We start from the raw sequence: 14,811 nt of genomic DNA, 5'->3' as shown, positions 1-14,811 counted from the left end.
TTTAGTTTAATTCCGAGTAAATAATTTCTAATTTAACTTTTTTATCTTCTAAAGAAGATTCACTTCCGTAAAGAACTACGCGTTTAGGGTTCCAACCGTATTCCCTTACAAAAAAGTCTTGATTGTTAACAGGGGCATCAGTAGAGTTAAAAACTTTGATTGCTAATTTATTAAGTTCCGTATCTGAAGTAGGATCTAATAATTGCGATACATAGTCAGTTATTCTAAATTTATATTTAAAGGCTTTATTACTGTCATCTTTTTCTACAAAACCACCAATACTTCCAAATCCATTTAATCCAAACACATCTGGTAATTGTCTATTTGTTTCATAGTTATATAAGATTAATCTATCAGGGGTAAAATCTGAAGAAAGATCTTGATTTACATAAAAAACTAAGTTAGCTTCATTTACTAACCAGTCATTATTTCTTAATTCTTCTAATTCATCAGGAATATTATTTCCATCATTATCATCACCAAAAAGAGAAATTGTAGTTAAAGAACCACCAGCTCCTTGGATATAATTAAATTGAGGATCATATACAACAGTTGAATTTTCGAATTTATTAGCGATGATTCCACTGAATCTGAAAACATATTGGCTAGGGGTATTTTCACCATCGATTGTTTCAGAATAATAAACAGTCATTTTTGCATCTGTTAATAAATTCATTTGAATTAAATTAGCATCAACTATACCATTAATTGGAAGAGCTTCAATGAAAACTCCTCTAAAGAAATCGATAAAATCATCGTTAGTTGCAAAATGAGATTCGTTTGCAGCACCTAAGAAATTTTGCGTAAAAAATTCCGTGTCTAAAGGAATTTTAAGAGTAGGTCTAACAGGTGAATCTTTTCTTTCATCTTCTTCATAAATACTACCATCAGCTGCTTTTCTTTTCACAACTGTCATTGTATCATTTGCATTTGGCACAAAATCAACTTCACCTAACAAATCAGATAATTCATAATCTTTATCAGAATAATATTTTAACTGTTTAGAAGGATCTTCAGGGTCTAAGTTATTTAAAAATGTATTAACTCTATTAACTTTAAGTTTGTAAGCAGTATTTTTATTTCCAAAGATAGAATCTAAAGTAAATTTAGGCTTATTATCATCAAAAACTCCATCATTTGTATAATAATATGGTAATTCGATAATTACTGTATCAATTCTAGCAGTTTCATCAAAAGTTAAACCTGCAAAAGGAATTCTTAATTGTGAAATAAGAGATGCTTCTGTAGTACCAAAAACAGTATTATCTTCATAAAGTCCCAATAAAAAATTTGGAGCGTTATCCGTTCTGACAGCTTCTACATTTTCTGTTTCTGTTTTGATTTGAGAAAAATAAGAATTTGTTGAAAACTTGTTGTTATCAACTAAATCAACTCCTGAATTTTCTAATTCTTTATCACATGAAACTATTATTCCTGATAGTAATAATAATAAGCTTATATATTTTGCAACTCTAATAGTCATTAATGTTTCTTATTTTAATTAAATAATGTATAGTTATAATAAATTTCGATTTATTAGTCACAAGTATATAAACTTATTTTTTAGTAATCTAGTACACTGTGTCTAATTTAAAAGAATATTAACATAATGTAAATCAAAAGATATCAATAACTTTCTTTTAATTGTCTAAAACCTTTTCGTTATAAAATGATAAGTAAGTTTCTTTAAAATCTTGCTCTTCGTTATATTCTAATACTGGCTTATCAGAATTTTTAGCAAAATCTTTTAAATCTGGAGAAACATTTTCATTTGCAATTAAAACTGCATCTGAATTGTTAATTGCGTTTTTCATGACATTCTCATAAGAAGGAGTTTCTAAAATCGCTGCATTTTCATCAGAAATTTGATCAAACTTCACTTTATTGATGAACTCATTGTCTAAAGTTCCTTCGAATGCGTTATCATATAATGATGTAACAATCTTACTGTTTTCAAATAAAGGATCATTGGCATAATACTCTTTCAAATAAACAGGTAACATTGCAGCCATCCAACCATGAACATGAATAATGTCTGGCGCCCAATTAAGTTTTTTAACTGTTTCAACTACACCTTTTGCGAAAAAGATGGCTCTTTCATCATTGTCCGGAAATAAATTTCCGTCTTCATCCGTAAATGTAGCTTTTCTCTTGAAATATTCATCATTATCAATAAAATATACCTGCATTCTTTCCTTTGGAATTGATGCTACTTTGATAATTAATGGCATATCCATGTCATTGATCACTAAGTTCATCCCTGATAAACGAATAACTTCGTGCAATTGATGTCTGCGCTCATTGATTACTCCAAAGCGAGGCATAAAAATTCTTGTTTGACCTCCTTTATGATGCACAGCTTTTGCTGCTTCAAATGAGGTTAATGACATTTCATTTTCTGGTAAATAAGGTGTAACTTCCGAAGAAACAAATAAAACTCTTTTATCTTTCATAAATTGAACTAAAATAATTAAAGATTCTGCAAAATTACAAAATTTTATGTAGAAATTGATTTTAAATAGATTAAGTTTGCATTTGCTTAATCATAATTAACAGAAGTATTATGTTAGTGTTCAAAACAAAGAGTGAATTAAAAGAACATTTACAACCTGCTATTTCTAAGAAAAATATAGGGTTCGTGCCTACAATGGGAGCTTTACACCAAGGGCATATTTCATTAGTTAAAAAAGCAAAGCAAGAGAATGAAATTGTGGTAGTTAGTATTTTTGTAAATCCTACACAATTTAATAATGCAAGCGATTTAACAAATTATCCAAAGACAATTGACGCAGATTTAAAAATGCTTGAAGAAGCAAATTGTGATGTTGTTTTTATTCCTTCAGTTGAAGAAATTTATGACGAAAATGTAAATTCTGAGAATTTCGAATTTGATGGTTTAGAAAAAGAGATGGAAGGAAAATTTAGACCTGGACATTTTGATGGTGTTGGAACGGTTGTTAAAAAACTTTTCGAAATCGTTCGTCCTACAAATGCTTATTTTGGCGAAAAAGACTTCCAACAACTACAAATCATCAAGAAGATGGTGGTAAAAAATAACTTACCAGTCAATGTTATTGGTTGTTCGATTTTTAGAGAATCAGACGGTCTGGCAATGAGCTCTAGAAACATGAGATTAACGCAAGAACAAAGAGAAGCCTCTCCATTTATTCATAAAGTTTTATTAGAAGCTAAATCGCTTTTTATCAATGAAAAAGGGAATGGAATTTGTAAATGGGTTACCGAACAATTTGAAAATCAACCAGAATTAGAGTTAGAATATTTCATCATTGCTGATGAAGAAAACTTAAAAGAAATGAAAACTATAAATGAAAACGTTAAATATAGAGCGTTTATCGCAGTTTTCGCCGGAGAAATTAGATTAATAGATAATATTAGCTTGACATAGAAGCTATTTCAAACAAAATAATTATTTTTGCGCCATGCAAATAGAAGTAGTAAAATCGAAAATTCATAGAGTAAAAGTAACAGGTGCCGATTTACAGTATATCGGTAGCATTACAATTGATCAAGACTTAATGGACGCTTCAAACATCATTGAAGGGGAAAAAGTTCAGATCGTAAATATCAATAATGGAGAACGTTTAGAAACTTATGCAATCCCAGGACCAAGAAAAAGTGGAGAAATTACACTGAATGGACCTGCGGCTAGAAAAGTTGCAAAAGGAGATATTATTATCATTATTTCATACGGAATAATGGATTTTGAAGAGGCTAAAAACTTTAAGCCTACATTAATTTTCCCGAATGAAAACGATAATACATTAACATAATTTGAACACAAAACTTAAAAAAATAATCACATTATCACTCCCAATTTTATTGGGAGTTTTTTTGGTCTGGTATGTTTTTTCTGGACTAAACGAGACGGAACTAGAAAAGGTAAAAGATAGTTTTCGACATGCAAATTATTGGTGGGTTTTACTTTCCATCGTTTTTGGAGCTTTAAGCCACCTTTCTCGTGCTTATCGTTGGCAATTTCTTTTAGATCCACTTGGTTATCGCCCAAAATTCTTGAATAGTTTTATGGCAGTTGCAGTAACTTATTTGCTAAATTTAGCAATTCCAAGGTCTGGTGAAATTGGTAGAGCAACAACTTTAACTAAATATGAAGGAGTTCCTTTTGAAAAAGGATTTGGAACAATTGTAGCTGAAAGAGTTGCAGATGTTTTAATGCTTTTATTAATTATTTTTATCGCATTTGCATTACAATATGACTATTTTTTCAATTTAATTTCTAAAGCTGCTCCAAAAAATCCTATTCAACTTGGAGGTATTATTATAGCAATAATTGCATTTGCTTATTTTGGATTTAAATTCTTGAAAAAATCTAGTAATAAGGTAATTGTAAAAATTCGTGGTTTTGTTTCTGGTTTAATAGAAGGTGTAAAAAGTATTTTTTCAATGGAGAAAAAATGGGCTTTTATCTTTCATACAGTGTTTATTTGGGTGATGTATGTTGCAATGTTTTATGTTGTAACTTTTGCAATCCCAGAAACATCTGATCTATCTTTAGGAACAATTATCGTAGGATTTGTTGCCGGAGCAATTAGTATTGCAATAACTAATGGAGGAATTGGAACTTATCCTTATGGTGTTAGTAAGGCATTTGCTTTATACGGAATTGCTGAAGTTTCAGGAGTTGCTTTCGGATGGATTATGTGGACGGCTCAAACAGTGATGATTCTTATTTTAGGAGCTTTAGCTTTTATTTTCTTACCTATTTATAATCGAAATAAAGAAGTACAAGTTTCTGAAGCTTAAAAAAATATATTTAAATATGAAAAGCACATTACTGGGGAAGTAATGTGCTTTTTTCTTTTACTTTTTTCCTAGCATTACAAATTCAGATGCAACAATTTCTGTGATATATTTTTTGTCTCCGTTTTTGTCTTCGTAGCTTCTGCTAGTCAATTTCCCTTCCAAAGCAATTTCTTTTCCTTTAGTCAAATATTTTTCTGCTAATTCTGCATTTTTTTCCCACATAATGATATTATGCCATTGTGTGTCTTCTACTTTTTCTCCTTTTTGATTTTTATAAACCTCTTTTGTAGCAATGGAGAATTTTGCTAGTTTTTTTCCAGAATCTAACACTTTAATTTCTGGTTGCATTCCTAAATGTCCTATTAATTGTACTTTATTTCTTAAACTATTCATAACTCAAAATTTTATTGGTTTTGATGCAAAGTAAAGTTGTAAAGGAAAGATTATTCGGTTATTAAGTATTTAAAACCGATTACATTTGAATTTAAACGGTTGTAAATGTTTTTTTAAATTCAAGAAAACAAAAAAGGAATGCTCAAAATTGAACATCCCTTTTTAAAACATCTATTATATAAAATTTTAATAATTTGCTTCTTCTGGATATTGTGCCATAAATTCTTCCGCTTTTTCCACCATTTTTTTACTCCCACAAAAAATAGGAACTCTTTGGTGTAGTTCTGTTGGTTGGATATCCATAATTCTTCGGTAACCATCTGTTGCCTTTCCTCCTGCTTGTTCTGCTAAGAATGCAATTGGATTACATTCGTAAAGTAAACGAAGTTTTCCTTTTGGAGCTTTTGTACTTGTTGGATAAATATAAATTCCACCTTTAATCATATTTCTATGAAAATCTGAAACTAAAGATCCGATATATCTAGCAGAATATGGTGTTCTTTCCGCTGGATTATCTAAGTGGCAATATTTTAAATATTCCTTCACTCCTTGTCCAAAATGTTTATAATATCCTTCATTGATAGAATAAATCGTTCCTGTTTCTGGGAATTGCATGTTTGGATGAGAAAGATAGAAAGTTCCGATTGCAGGATTTAATGTAAATCCATTAACTCCATGACCTGTCGTGTAAACTAACATTGTAGATGTTCCATAAACTACATAACCTGCGGCTACTTGTTCATTTCCTTTTTGTAAGAAATCTTCTTTTGTTACAGGAGTTCCAATTGGTGTAACTCTTCTATACACAGAAAAAATAGTTCCTACAGAAACATTTACATCAATATTTGAAGAACCATCCAAAGGGTCAATTAATACAATATATTTGTTTTCATTTGTATTTTCTTTTCCTTGAATTACTACAAAATCATCTTCTTCTTCACTAGCAATACCACATACAATTTCACGGTTTTTTAATGTCTGCATGAAAACTTCATTTGCATAAACATCTAATTTTTGTTGCGCTTCTCCTTGTACGTTTACTTCTCCTGCTGCTCCTAAAATATCTACCAATCCAGCTTTATTTACTTCATGATTTACTACTTTTGCAGCTAGTCTAATAGAGTTGATCAATCTCGAAAGTTCACCCGTTGTATATTTAAAGTGTTTTTGATTCTCAATGATAAACTCTCCTAGGGTAATATGCTTTTTCTTCATTATATACGGTTCATATTGTGTGTTGTGTACAAATATCGCTTAAATTTGCGAAAAAAATAATTTTAGATGCAAATTATCATTCGAGAAGGACAAAAAGAAGACATGCCTGCTGTATTAGAGCTAATTAGAGAATTGGCAGTTTTCGAAAAAGAACCAGAAGCGGTTATAATTAATACAGAAGATTTAGTAAGAGATGGTTTCTCTGAAACACCATTATTTAAAACCTTTGTTGCTTTAGAAGGGAAAGAAATAATTGGAATGGCACTTTTTTATCCTCGATATTCTACTTGGAAAGGTAAGACAATTCATTTGGAAGATTTGATAGTTCGTGAAGAGAAAAGAAAATTGGGTGTTGGAAAATTACTTTACAACAAAGTTCTTCAATATGCAAAAAGTGAAGGAGTAAAACGTGTAGAATGGGTTGTTTTAGATTGGAATCAAAATGCAATTGATTTTTACGAAAAAAGTGGTGCAACTGTTTTTGATGATTGGAAAACGGTTCAAATGGATGCAAAAGCATTGGAGAATTATTAATAGAATTTATATAATTAGATAAAGTTTCTAAAACATGAAGGTTTTTAAATTTGGAGGCGCTTCAGTAAAAAACGCTGAATCTGTTCGTAATGTTGGAAAAATTTTACAACATGAAGGGTATGAAAATACACTATTAGTAATTTCTGCCATGGGAAAAATGACAAATGCTTTCGAAAATATTATTGATAGTTATTATCATCAAAAACCTTCTTTAAGAGAGGCGATAGATTTTGTATATCAATATCATTCGGAAATTATTGAAGACTTATTTTCGGATAAAAAAGATATTATCTTTGAAGTCGATTGTTTGTTTGGTACTTTGAGTACTTTTATGGGAACAAATACAAATAAGGATTATGATTTTATTTATGATCAAATTATTTGTTTTGGAGAATTACTTTCAACGAAGATTGTTAGTTATTACCTAAATGAAATTGGAATTGATAACAATTGGATTGATGTAAGAAATCTGATTAAAACAGATGCTTTTTACAGAGATGCAAAAGTTGATTTTGAACAAACAAAAAACAATATTCAACAAGTTGACACAACAAAACTAAACATCGCTCAAGGTTTTATTGCAGGAACTAAAAATAATATTACAACATCACTAGGAAGAGAGGGCTCGGATTATACGGCTGCCATTTTTGCATATTGTTTGGAAGCAGAAAGCGTGACAATTTGGAAAGATGTCGAAGGAGTTTTAAATGCAAATCCACAATATTTTGAGAAGACGAATTTGTTAGAATCAATCTCTTATAAAGAAGCGATTGAGATGGCTTTTTATGGTGCTTCGGTAATACATCCGAAAACATTAAAGCCATTGGAAAATAAATTAATTCCACTACATGTTCGCTCATTCATTGATTTAGAAAAAAAAGGAACAATTGTTCGAAAAGGCACAGATATTGTGCCGAAAATACCTTGTTTCATCTTAAAGAAAAAACAGTATTTAGTTTCGATTTCAAAGACAGATTTTTCATTTATGGTAGAAGAATCTATTGGGGAAGTTTTTCACTTATTACACTCACATAAAATTAAAGTAAATTTGATTCAGAATTCCGCTTTAAGTTTTACAGTATGTATTGAGGACGCTTTTGAAAATTTTCAAGAATTGTTGAAAGATTTGCAACTAAAATATAATGTTACATATAATGAAAATGTAAATTTATATACGATAAGACATTTCACCCAAGATTCTATTGAAGCAATTGAAAAAGAAAATACAGTTTTATTAAAGCAAATGAGTAAGAAGACATTACAGATTATAACCAAATAGTTTGTATATTGGATTGTAAAAAATAGAATATTTAAAAAGTATAAATGAGTTTAATAACACCTAAAGAAATGGCAAAAGCCATTAACCTAGACAAATTTGGAATTTTTGGAAATTTTATAGGGTGGTCATTAATGGAAGTTCTTCGAATTTCTACTATTAATAAGATTTATAATAAAAATAAACATCTAAATGACTTAGAGTTTTTTACCGCAATATTAGAAGATTTAGAGATTGATTTTGAAATTCCAGAAGAAGATTTAAGGAGAATCCCAAAAGATGGTCCTTTTATCACGGTTTCAAATCATCCTTTAGGTGGGATTGATGGAATTATTCTATTAAAAATACTTTCAGAAATTAGACCCGATTTCAAGGTGATAGCAAATTTTTTATTGCATAGAATTGAACCGATGAAATCTTATGTAATGCCAGTAAATCCATTTGAAAATCATAAAGATGCAAAGTCAAGTGTAGCTGGAATTAAAAATGCATTAATGCATATCAAAGAAGGAAAACCAATGGGAATTTTTCCAGCAGGAGAAGTTTCTACACAAAAAGATGAAAATTTATTGGTTGACAAACCTTGGGAAGCCGGAGCTGTACGTTTAATTCAAAAAGCAAAAGTTCCTGTAATTCCGATTTATTTTCATGCAAAAAATAGTCGTTTGTTCTATCTTTTATCTAAAATTAATGGAACTTTAAGAACGGCAAAATTACCTTCAGAGCTTTTAAAACAAAAAGATAAAACGATTAAAGTTCGAATTGGAAATCCGATTCCAGTGAAAAACTTAGATGAATATAAAGATTTAAATGATTTAAGTGATTTTCTTCGTAGAAAAACTTACATGCTTTCGAATCCTTATGTAGAAGATTCTTCAAAATTAATAATTCCTAATAGTTTAAAATTACAAAAAACACCAAAGGAAATTGTTAAAGGAAAAGGAGATAATGCTTTAATAAAGGAAGTAGATAAACTTCGTAAAAAGGGTGCTCGAACGATGAAAAGTAAAGAGTTTGAAATCTTTTTTGCAGAAGCTAAAGATATTCCGAATATTCTTCATGAAATTGGAAGATTAAGAGAAATTACTTTTAGGGAAGTTGGAGAAGGAACAAATGAAGAAATTGATTTAGATAAATACGATCATTATTATCGACATTTATTTTTGTGGGATAGTATCAATAACAAAATTGTTGGTGCTTATCGAATGGGATTAGGTTCGGATATTTATAAAAAATATGGAATAGAAGGATTTTATATCAATTCACTTTTCCGATTTGATCCTGAATTACACAAGCTTTTTGAAGAAAGTATTGAACTTGGAAGAGCATTTGTAGTTGGAGAATATCAATTAAAACCAATGCCATTATTTTTACTTTGGAAAGGAATTGTTCATGTTACAGTTAGACATCCAGAATTAAAATATTTAACTGGTGGAGTAAGTATTAGTAATCAATTTTCAGATTTTTCTAAATCATTGATGATTGAATTTATGAAATCTCATTATTACGATCCTTATTTAGCGCAATATATTCGTCCTAAGAAAGAATATAAAGTAAAGTTAAAAGATACAGACAAAGATTTTATTTTCGACGTTACAAAGGCGGATTTAAACAAATTTGATAAGATTATTGATGAAATCGAACCTGGGAATCTTAGAATGCCTGTTTTGATTAAAAAATATATAAAACAAAATGCCAGATTGGTTGCGTTTAATGTAGATCCGAAATTTAACAATGCAATTGACGGATTAATTTTTATGAAAATTGCAGATATTCCTGAAAGTACGATGAAACCAATTATGGAAGAATTTTTAAAAGAATTGGAAAATAAATCAGAACAAGAATAAAACTAAAAACGCCATCAAATATTAATGATGGCGTTTTTAGTTTTATTCTAACAGAGTTTGATTCTCTTTATTTTCGATTGCTATTTTTTGTTCTTTTTTGAATTTTAAATAAGTTAGATAATACATAATCCACATAAATTCAATTCCTAGATGTAGATAATGTCCGTTTCTAAGTAATCTTAAGATAAATAAAACGAATAATCCATTATTAAAACACCAAAGAAGAACTAGATCTTTATTTTCTAAAAAGTTTTTAGGATATTTTATTTTATAATGAAAAATAAACCAAAGATAAAATGCTATTCCTACCAATCCTGTTTCGGATAAAAATCGTTGGAAAAAACTATTAGCTTCTCCTCTGTTTAAGGTAATTTTATTTTCCGTAAAAGTATTTGGAGGCATCACATTATTGATATATTTATCATATTGTTTTTCATAACTTCCAAGTCCAGATCCTAAAATCGGATTTTCTTTAAAAGCTTCAACTGTAACTTTGTAATTGCTATATAAAGCGTATGAACTTAAATTTAAATTATCAATTTGTTTTGATGTAACTCTATCAGAAATTACCAAACTTAAAGAATCATCAATACGTTCTTTCACTTTAGGGATTTGATAGATAACAATAGAAATTAGAAGAATAAAAATAGAAGCTCCAAATAATACAGCTGGATTTTTAACAAAAGAATATTTTGCTAAAATAATTAATCCTAATACGGCGAAAATTCCCAAAAAACCAATTGCCGATTTAGATAAAATTACAGCGATTATGATTAATATAGCCAAAAATTTTGAAATTATTTTTGTAATATTAAATAGCCTTGCCATAGCAATAAATAAAATTGGAGTGATTGCATAGACAAAGAAAGAAGGTTCCATAAACCAAGCGTGTATTCTATATGGAGGTTTTAAAAACTCTCTATTTCCCTGATCAAAACCTAAGAAGGATAAATCTCCCCAATGATTTTTATTTATGTTTGAAAAAAAGAATTGACTTAAACCAATAATTGTTGCAAGAATTACTATTAAAATATAATCTTTAATTATCTTTTTAAAATCAAATTTATAAACAGAAATTAATAAAAAAGAATAAATAAATGATACAGAAATTCCTATAGATTGTTTAATGAAAAAGGCAATGTTTGCTAAATTAGTTATTAGATTAATACCAAGAATTAATAGTAATAATGTAATAATTTGAATGTCTTCTTTTCTAATTTTAATCGTTCCAACAATTGACATTGCATAGGCAATAAAAATAATCATGAAGATATAGATTAATTTAAAGTCAAACCCTAAATTAATCGGTAAATACATGTTATCAAAAAAGATAAAAAATAATCCTAATTTGCTTAATGCGTTTTTCATTTCTAATTATTTTCTAAACTTATTCTTTAGTTTTAAAAAGAATGATTCATAATATTTAAAAGAGATATGTGATGCTAGAATTGTGAATCCAAAAGTTAAAATATTGATTAAAATAATTGTAGTTAAGTCACCTAAAGTGATTTTTTCTTTAAGTTTCAAAAATAAGAAAACTACAAAATTCAGAAAAATAACATGATACATATAAATTCCATATGAAATTTTTCCTAAATAATTTAAAGCCTTGTTTTTTACAACAAATCCTATATTACCATAACCTAGAACAAAAACAAAGAAAGAGAATACACTACTCGTAAATAGGTTTTTAAATAAAACATTTTCAAAATAAAAGATGTTTGTAAAGAAGTATAATAATGTTAAGAGAATGATTACATAGGCAAAAATTTTACTTTTTTTGAATAATTCCATTTTCTTTTTTTCCTCTAAAATTGCTATAATTCCACCAAAAAATAAGAAGAAATACATAAATTCATAATCTCTTAGAAATTGTGTAAAAGGAAGATGAAATATGATAAAATAGATAGAAGCTAAAATAATCAATGTTCTTAGGATATGCTTTTTTGTAAGAAAATACATCAAAGGAGCCACGATGAGATAAAATTGCTCTTCAATACCTAAAGACCAAAGAACTTTTAAAATTCCTCCAGGATCAAACATGACATTAAATACATTTGGCATAAAGAAAATAAGCATTGCCAAAGCAGTTGGAATAGAATAATTTACTTCAAATGGAATTCCTAGAGCTGGTAAGAGATAATTGTAAAAGAATAGTCCAAAAATCATTACCAAATAATATACAGGGAAAATTCTTAAAACCCTTCGAACATAAAAGTTTTTAATAGAAAAATCTCCCTTTGATTTTTCTTCATAAATAGATTTAATGATTAAAAAACCACTTAATACAAAGAAAATATATACAGAATCTACACCTCTATTAAAAATTGGTGAATCATTAAAATAGGGAAGATTTTGGTTTTTGCAAAGAACTGGAAGGTGTTGCAAAACCACAATGGAAGCCAAAAAAAAACGCAAAGCATCTAAATTTGGTATTTTTTTCATTTTAAAAGTTTTCTCTTTAGGGTTCATTCGATAAAATGATTTATTAGAATTTATTCGCTTTTAGTTTCTAATTGTAGTAAACATTCTTTTAAACTTTCTCTCCAGTATGGAATTTCATATTCGAAAGTTTGGATAATTTTATTTTTATCCATCACACTAAATTTTGGTCTATCAGCTGGAGTTGGATAAGCTTCTGTTCGGATTGCATTTACTTTTACATCTATTTTTTGATATTCAAAAATAGATTTTGCAAAGTCATACCAGCTAGCAACTCCTAAATTGCTAAAATGAAAAATTCCGAAATTAGTAGCATTTTTTTCTATTAAGAAAAGAATAAATTTAGCCAAATCTTTAGCATAAGTTGGAGTTCCTACTTGATCATAAATAATTCCAAGTTGTTCTCTTTCTTTTCCCAAACGAAGCATTGATTTTATAAAATTATTTCCATATTCAGAATATAACCAAGAAGTTCTAAGGATAAAATGTTTTTCCCAAGAAGCGATGATTTCGTTTTCTCCGTGTAATTTTGTTTTTCCATAAACATTTATTGGATTTGTTGTATCCTCTTCTGAATATGGTGTATTTTGATTTCCATCAAATACAAAATCAGTTGAAATATGAATTAATTTTGTATCAAATTTCTTACAAATTTCTGCAATATTTTTGCTTCCTAATGTATTTACATCCTTTGCTTTTTCAACTTCATTTTCTGCTAAATCTACAGCTGTATAAGCAGCACAATTAATACAATAATCGTAATTATTTTCTGAAAAATCATCGAATAAATTTTGATTATCTGTGATGTTTAATTCTTTTGACGATTTGAAAGAAAAAGTAAATTGCTTAAAAGAGTTCACTAACTCTCTTAAGCAATTACCTAGTTGTCCATTTGCTCCGGTAACTAATATTTTCATGCTAATCTTGCATTTTCAATGTTTGGTAAAACGATATCTTTATCAGAAATAATTAACTCAGATTCTTCCAATTTCCAGTCAATTTCTATAGTTGAATCATTGTAAATAATTCCTCCTTCAGATTCTTTGTTGTAGAAATTATCACATTTATAGAAGAATGTTGCAGTTTTACTTAAAACAACAAAACCATGTGCAAAACCTCTTGGAATAAAAAGTTGTTTTTTATTCTCGGCAGTAAGTTCTACAGCTACATGCTGTCCAAAAGTTGGAGAGTTTTTTCGAATATCTACAGCGACATCTAAAACAGCTCCTTCTAAAACTCTTACTAGTTTTGCTTGTGCAAATTCGCCTACTTGATAATGTAAACCCCTTAAAACTCCTTTTGTTGAAAAGGATTGATTGTCTTGAACAAAATTTACTTTTTGACCAATTGCATCATTGAATTTTTGAGAATTAAAACTTTCAAAAAAATAACCTCTTTTATCTTCAAAAACTGTTGGTTCTAATACAAAACAACCTTCTAATTTTGTTTCTTGAACTTTCATTATTTTATAAGTTCTAATAAATTTTTACCATAACCACTTTTTACCAAAGTAGTTGCTAATTCTTTAAATTGTTCTTCATTGATGAATCCCATTTTAAAAGCAGCTTCTTCAATTGCTCCCACTTTTAAGCCTTGTCTTTCTTCAATAACTTGTACAAATTGTGATGCTTGCATTAAAGAATTAAAAGTTCCAGTGTCAAGCCAAGCAGTTCCTCTATCTAAGATGCTAACTTGAAGTTTGTTTTTTTCTAAATAAACTTTATTTACATCTGTAATTTCTAATTCTCCGCGATTACTTGGTTTAATATTTTTAGCGATAGATACTACTTCATTATCATAAAAATAAATTCCAGGAACAGCATAGTTTGATTTTGGAATTTCAGGTTTTTCTTCTAGAGAAATTGCTTTTCCTTCATCATTAAATTCTACAACACCATAACGTTCAGGATCATGAACATGATATGCGTATATAATTCCACCATCAGGATTATTATTTTCTTGTAATAAAGAAGCCAATCCAGTTCCGTAGAAAATATTATCTCCAAGAATTAATGCTACTTTATCATCTCCGATAAATTCTTCACCAATTATGAAAGCTTCTGCTAATCCGTTTGGATGTTCTTGAACAGCATATTCAAATCTACATCCGTATTTTTTTCCATCTCCTAAAAGCGATTTAAAAAGTGGTAAATCATGTGGAGTAGAAATAATTAAAATTTCATTAATTCCAGCCCACATTAGAGTTGATAATGGATAATAAATCATCGGTTTATCATAAACTGGCATTAATTGTTTGCTTACAGCTAAAGTTAGCGGATGTAACCTTGTTCCTGAACCTCCTGCTAAAATAATTCCTTTCAT

Annotated in this window: 15 protein-coding genes; 6 read left to right on the top strand and 9 right to left on the bottom strand. The window is 28.7% G+C overall.

Features of this window, described 5'->3' with window-relative positions; all coding sequences use genetic code 11:
• Window position 1: 1 nt before the first annotated feature.
• Together I1A51_RS15220 and I1A51_RS15215 are read right to left on the bottom strand one after the other, a co-directional pair.
• Window positions 2–1,483, bottom strand: coding sequence for a DUF4270 domain-containing protein (locus I1A51_RS15220; RefSeq protein WP_196895424.1), 1,482 nt, complete (start codon window positions 1,481–1,483; stop codon window positions 2–4).
• Between the two features lie 157 nt (window positions 1,484–1,640).
• A complete protein-coding gene (locus tag I1A51_RS15215; RefSeq protein ID WP_196895422.1) occupies window positions 1,641–2,453 on the bottom strand; it encodes a glycogen/starch synthase in 813 nt (270 codons plus the stop codon).
• Window positions 2,454–2,563: 110 nt separating this feature from the next.
• Between I1A51_RS15215 and panC the strand changes: the two genes are divergently transcribed.
• From panC to I1A51_RS15200, 3 genes are read left to right on the top strand one after another with little or no spacing between them, the layout of a single operon-like run.
• Window positions 2,564–3,406 (top strand): pantoate--beta-alanine ligase, encoded by an 843-nt coding sequence (gene panC / locus I1A51_RS15210; RefSeq protein ID WP_196895421.1) that lies wholly within the window; start codon window positions 2,564–2,566, stop codon window positions 3,404–3,406.
• Window positions 3,407–3,440: 34 nt separating this feature from the next.
• On the top strand, window positions 3,441–3,791 hold the full coding sequence (panD, locus tag I1A51_RS15205; RefSeq protein WP_196895419.1) for an aspartate 1-decarboxylase: 351 nt from the start codon (window positions 3,441–3,443) through the stop codon (window positions 3,789–3,791).
• Between the two features lies 1 nt (window position 3,792).
• Complete coding sequence (locus I1A51_RS15200; protein ID WP_196895417.1) at window positions 3,793–4,782, top strand: lysylphosphatidylglycerol synthase transmembrane domain-containing protein; 990 nt, start codon at window positions 3,793–3,795, stop codon at window positions 4,780–4,782.
• Window positions 4,783–4,839: 57 nt separating this feature from the next.
• Here I1A51_RS15200 and I1A51_RS15195 read toward each other — a convergent pair whose 3' ends face one another.
• Both I1A51_RS15195 and fbp read right to left on the bottom strand, forming a co-directional pair.
• On the bottom strand, window positions 4,840–5,175 hold the full coding sequence (locus I1A51_RS15195; protein ID WP_196895415.1) for a single-stranded DNA-binding protein: 336 nt from the start codon (window positions 5,173–5,175) through the stop codon (window positions 4,840–4,842).
• 186 nt (window positions 5,176–5,361) lie between these two features.
• Window positions 5,362–6,390, bottom strand: a complete 1,029-nt coding sequence (gene fbp / locus I1A51_RS15190; protein ID WP_196895413.1) for a class 1 fructose-bisphosphatase — start codon at window positions 6,388–6,390, stop codon at window positions 5,362–5,364.
• 72 nt (window positions 6,391–6,462) lie between these two features.
• On the opposite strand from fbp, the gene I1A51_RS15185 reads away from it, so the two are divergent.
• From I1A51_RS15185 to I1A51_RS15175, 3 genes are read left to right on the top strand one after another with little or no spacing between them, the layout of a single operon-like run.
• A complete protein-coding gene (locus tag I1A51_RS15185; RefSeq protein WP_394369312.1) occupies window positions 6,463–6,924 on the top strand; it encodes a GNAT family N-acetyltransferase in 462 nt (153 codons plus the stop codon).
• A 34-nt stretch (window positions 6,925–6,958) separates the two neighbouring features.
• On the top strand, window positions 6,959–8,203 hold the full coding sequence (locus I1A51_RS15180; protein ID WP_196895409.1) for an aspartate kinase: 1,245 nt from the start codon (window positions 6,959–6,961) through the stop codon (window positions 8,201–8,203).
• A 44-nt stretch (window positions 8,204–8,247) separates the two neighbouring features.
• Entirely contained in the window at window positions 8,248–10,047 is a 1,800-nt protein-coding gene (locus I1A51_RS15175) for a GNAT family N-acyltransferase (RefSeq protein WP_196895407.1), read from the top strand.
• A gap of 42 nt (window positions 10,048–10,089) precedes the next feature.
• Here I1A51_RS15175 and I1A51_RS15170 read toward each other — a convergent pair whose 3' ends face one another.
• The 5 genes from I1A51_RS15170 to rfbA are packed head-to-tail and all read right to left on the bottom strand — an operon-like array spanning window position 10,090 to window position 14,811.
• A complete protein-coding gene (locus I1A51_RS15170) occupies window positions 10,090–11,415 on the bottom strand; it encodes an O-antigen ligase family protein (protein ID WP_196895405.1) in 1,326 nt (441 codons plus the stop codon).
• 6 nt (window positions 11,416–11,421) lie between these two features.
• Window positions 11,422–12,492, bottom strand: coding sequence for an acyltransferase family protein (locus I1A51_RS15165; protein ID WP_196895403.1), 1,071 nt, complete (start codon window positions 12,490–12,492; stop codon window positions 11,422–11,424).
• 50 nt (window positions 12,493–12,542) lie between these two features.
• The gene (rfbD, locus tag I1A51_RS15160) at window positions 12,543–13,406 is read right to left on the bottom strand and encodes a dTDP-4-dehydrorhamnose reductase (RefSeq protein ID WP_196895401.1); all 864 of its coding nucleotides are present in this window, start codon (window positions 13,404–13,406) and stop codon (window positions 12,543–12,545) included.
• Window positions 13,403–13,951, bottom strand: a complete 549-nt coding sequence (gene rfbC, locus I1A51_RS15155; protein ID WP_196895399.1) for a dTDP-4-dehydrorhamnose 3,5-epimerase — start codon at window positions 13,949–13,951, stop codon at window positions 13,403–13,405. The genes rfbD and rfbC overlap by 4 nt, the downstream gene beginning before the upstream one ends.
• Window positions 13,951–14,811 carry a glucose-1-phosphate thymidylyltransferase RfbA gene (gene rfbA, locus I1A51_RS15150; RefSeq protein ID WP_196895397.1) on the bottom strand — a complete coding sequence of 287 codons (861 nt, stop codon included), beginning with the start codon at window positions 14,809–14,811 and terminating at the stop codon, window positions 13,951–13,953. The genes rfbC and rfbA overlap by 1 nt, the downstream gene beginning before the upstream one ends.

Origin of the sequence: Aureivirga marina (assembly GCF_015767265.1) — a bacterium.
Classification (GTDB): Bacteria; Bacteroidota; Bacteroidia; order Flavobacteriales; family Flavobacteriaceae; genus Aureivirga; species Aureivirga marina.
Note: the sequence above shows the minus strand (reverse complement) of the source record. Positions and strands in the feature narration are given on the sequence as shown.

What these genes read in the sequence shown, in the direction of transcription:
- I1A51_RS15220 (WP_196895424.1), bottom strand. Translation starts at nt 1,483, where the DNA reads ATGACTATTAGAGTTGCAAAATATATAAGCTTATTATTATTACTATCA.
- I1A51_RS15215 (WP_196895422.1), bottom strand. Translation starts at nt 2,453, where the DNA reads ATGAAAGATAAAAGAGTTTTATTTGTTTCTTCGGAAGTTACACCTTAT.
- panC (WP_196895421.1), top strand. Translation starts at nt 2,564, where the DNA reads ATGTTAGTGTTCAAAACAAAGAGTGAATTAAAAGAACATTTACAACCT.
- panD (WP_196895419.1), top strand. Translation starts at nt 3,441, where the DNA reads ATGCAAATAGAAGTAGTAAAATCGAAAATTCATAGAGTAAAAGTAACA.
- I1A51_RS15195 (WP_196895415.1), bottom strand. Translation starts at nt 5,175, where the DNA reads ATGAATAGTTTAAGAAATAAAGTACAATTAATAGGACATTTAGGAATG.
- fbp (WP_196895413.1), bottom strand. Translation starts at nt 6,390, where the DNA reads ATGAAGAAAAAGCATATTACCCTAGGAGAGTTTATCATTGAGAATCAA.
- I1A51_RS15180 (WP_196895409.1), top strand. Translation starts at nt 6,959, where the DNA reads ATGAAGGTTTTTAAATTTGGAGGCGCTTCAGTAAAAAACGCTGAATCT.
- I1A51_RS15175 (WP_196895407.1), top strand. Translation starts at nt 8,248, where the DNA reads ATGAGTTTAATAACACCTAAAGAAATGGCAAAAGCCATTAACCTAGAC.
- I1A51_RS15170 (WP_196895405.1), bottom strand. Translation starts at nt 11,415, where the DNA reads ATGAAAAACGCATTAAGCAAATTAGGATTATTTTTTATCTTTTTTGAT.
- I1A51_RS15165 (WP_196895403.1), bottom strand. Translation starts at nt 12,492, where the DNA reads ATGAAAAAAATACCAAATTTAGATGCTTTGCGTTTTTTTTTGGCTTCC.
- rfbD (WP_196895401.1), bottom strand. Translation starts at nt 13,406, where the DNA reads ATGAAAATATTAGTTACCGGAGCAAATGGACAACTAGGTAATTGCTTA.
- rfbC (WP_196895399.1), bottom strand. Translation starts at nt 13,951, where the DNA reads ATGAAAGTTCAAGAAACAAAATTAGAAGGTTGTTTTGTATTAGAACCA.
- rfbA (WP_196895397.1), bottom strand. Translation starts at nt 14,811, where the DNA reads ATGAAAGGAATTATTTTAGCAGGAGGTTCAGGAACAAGGTTACATCCG.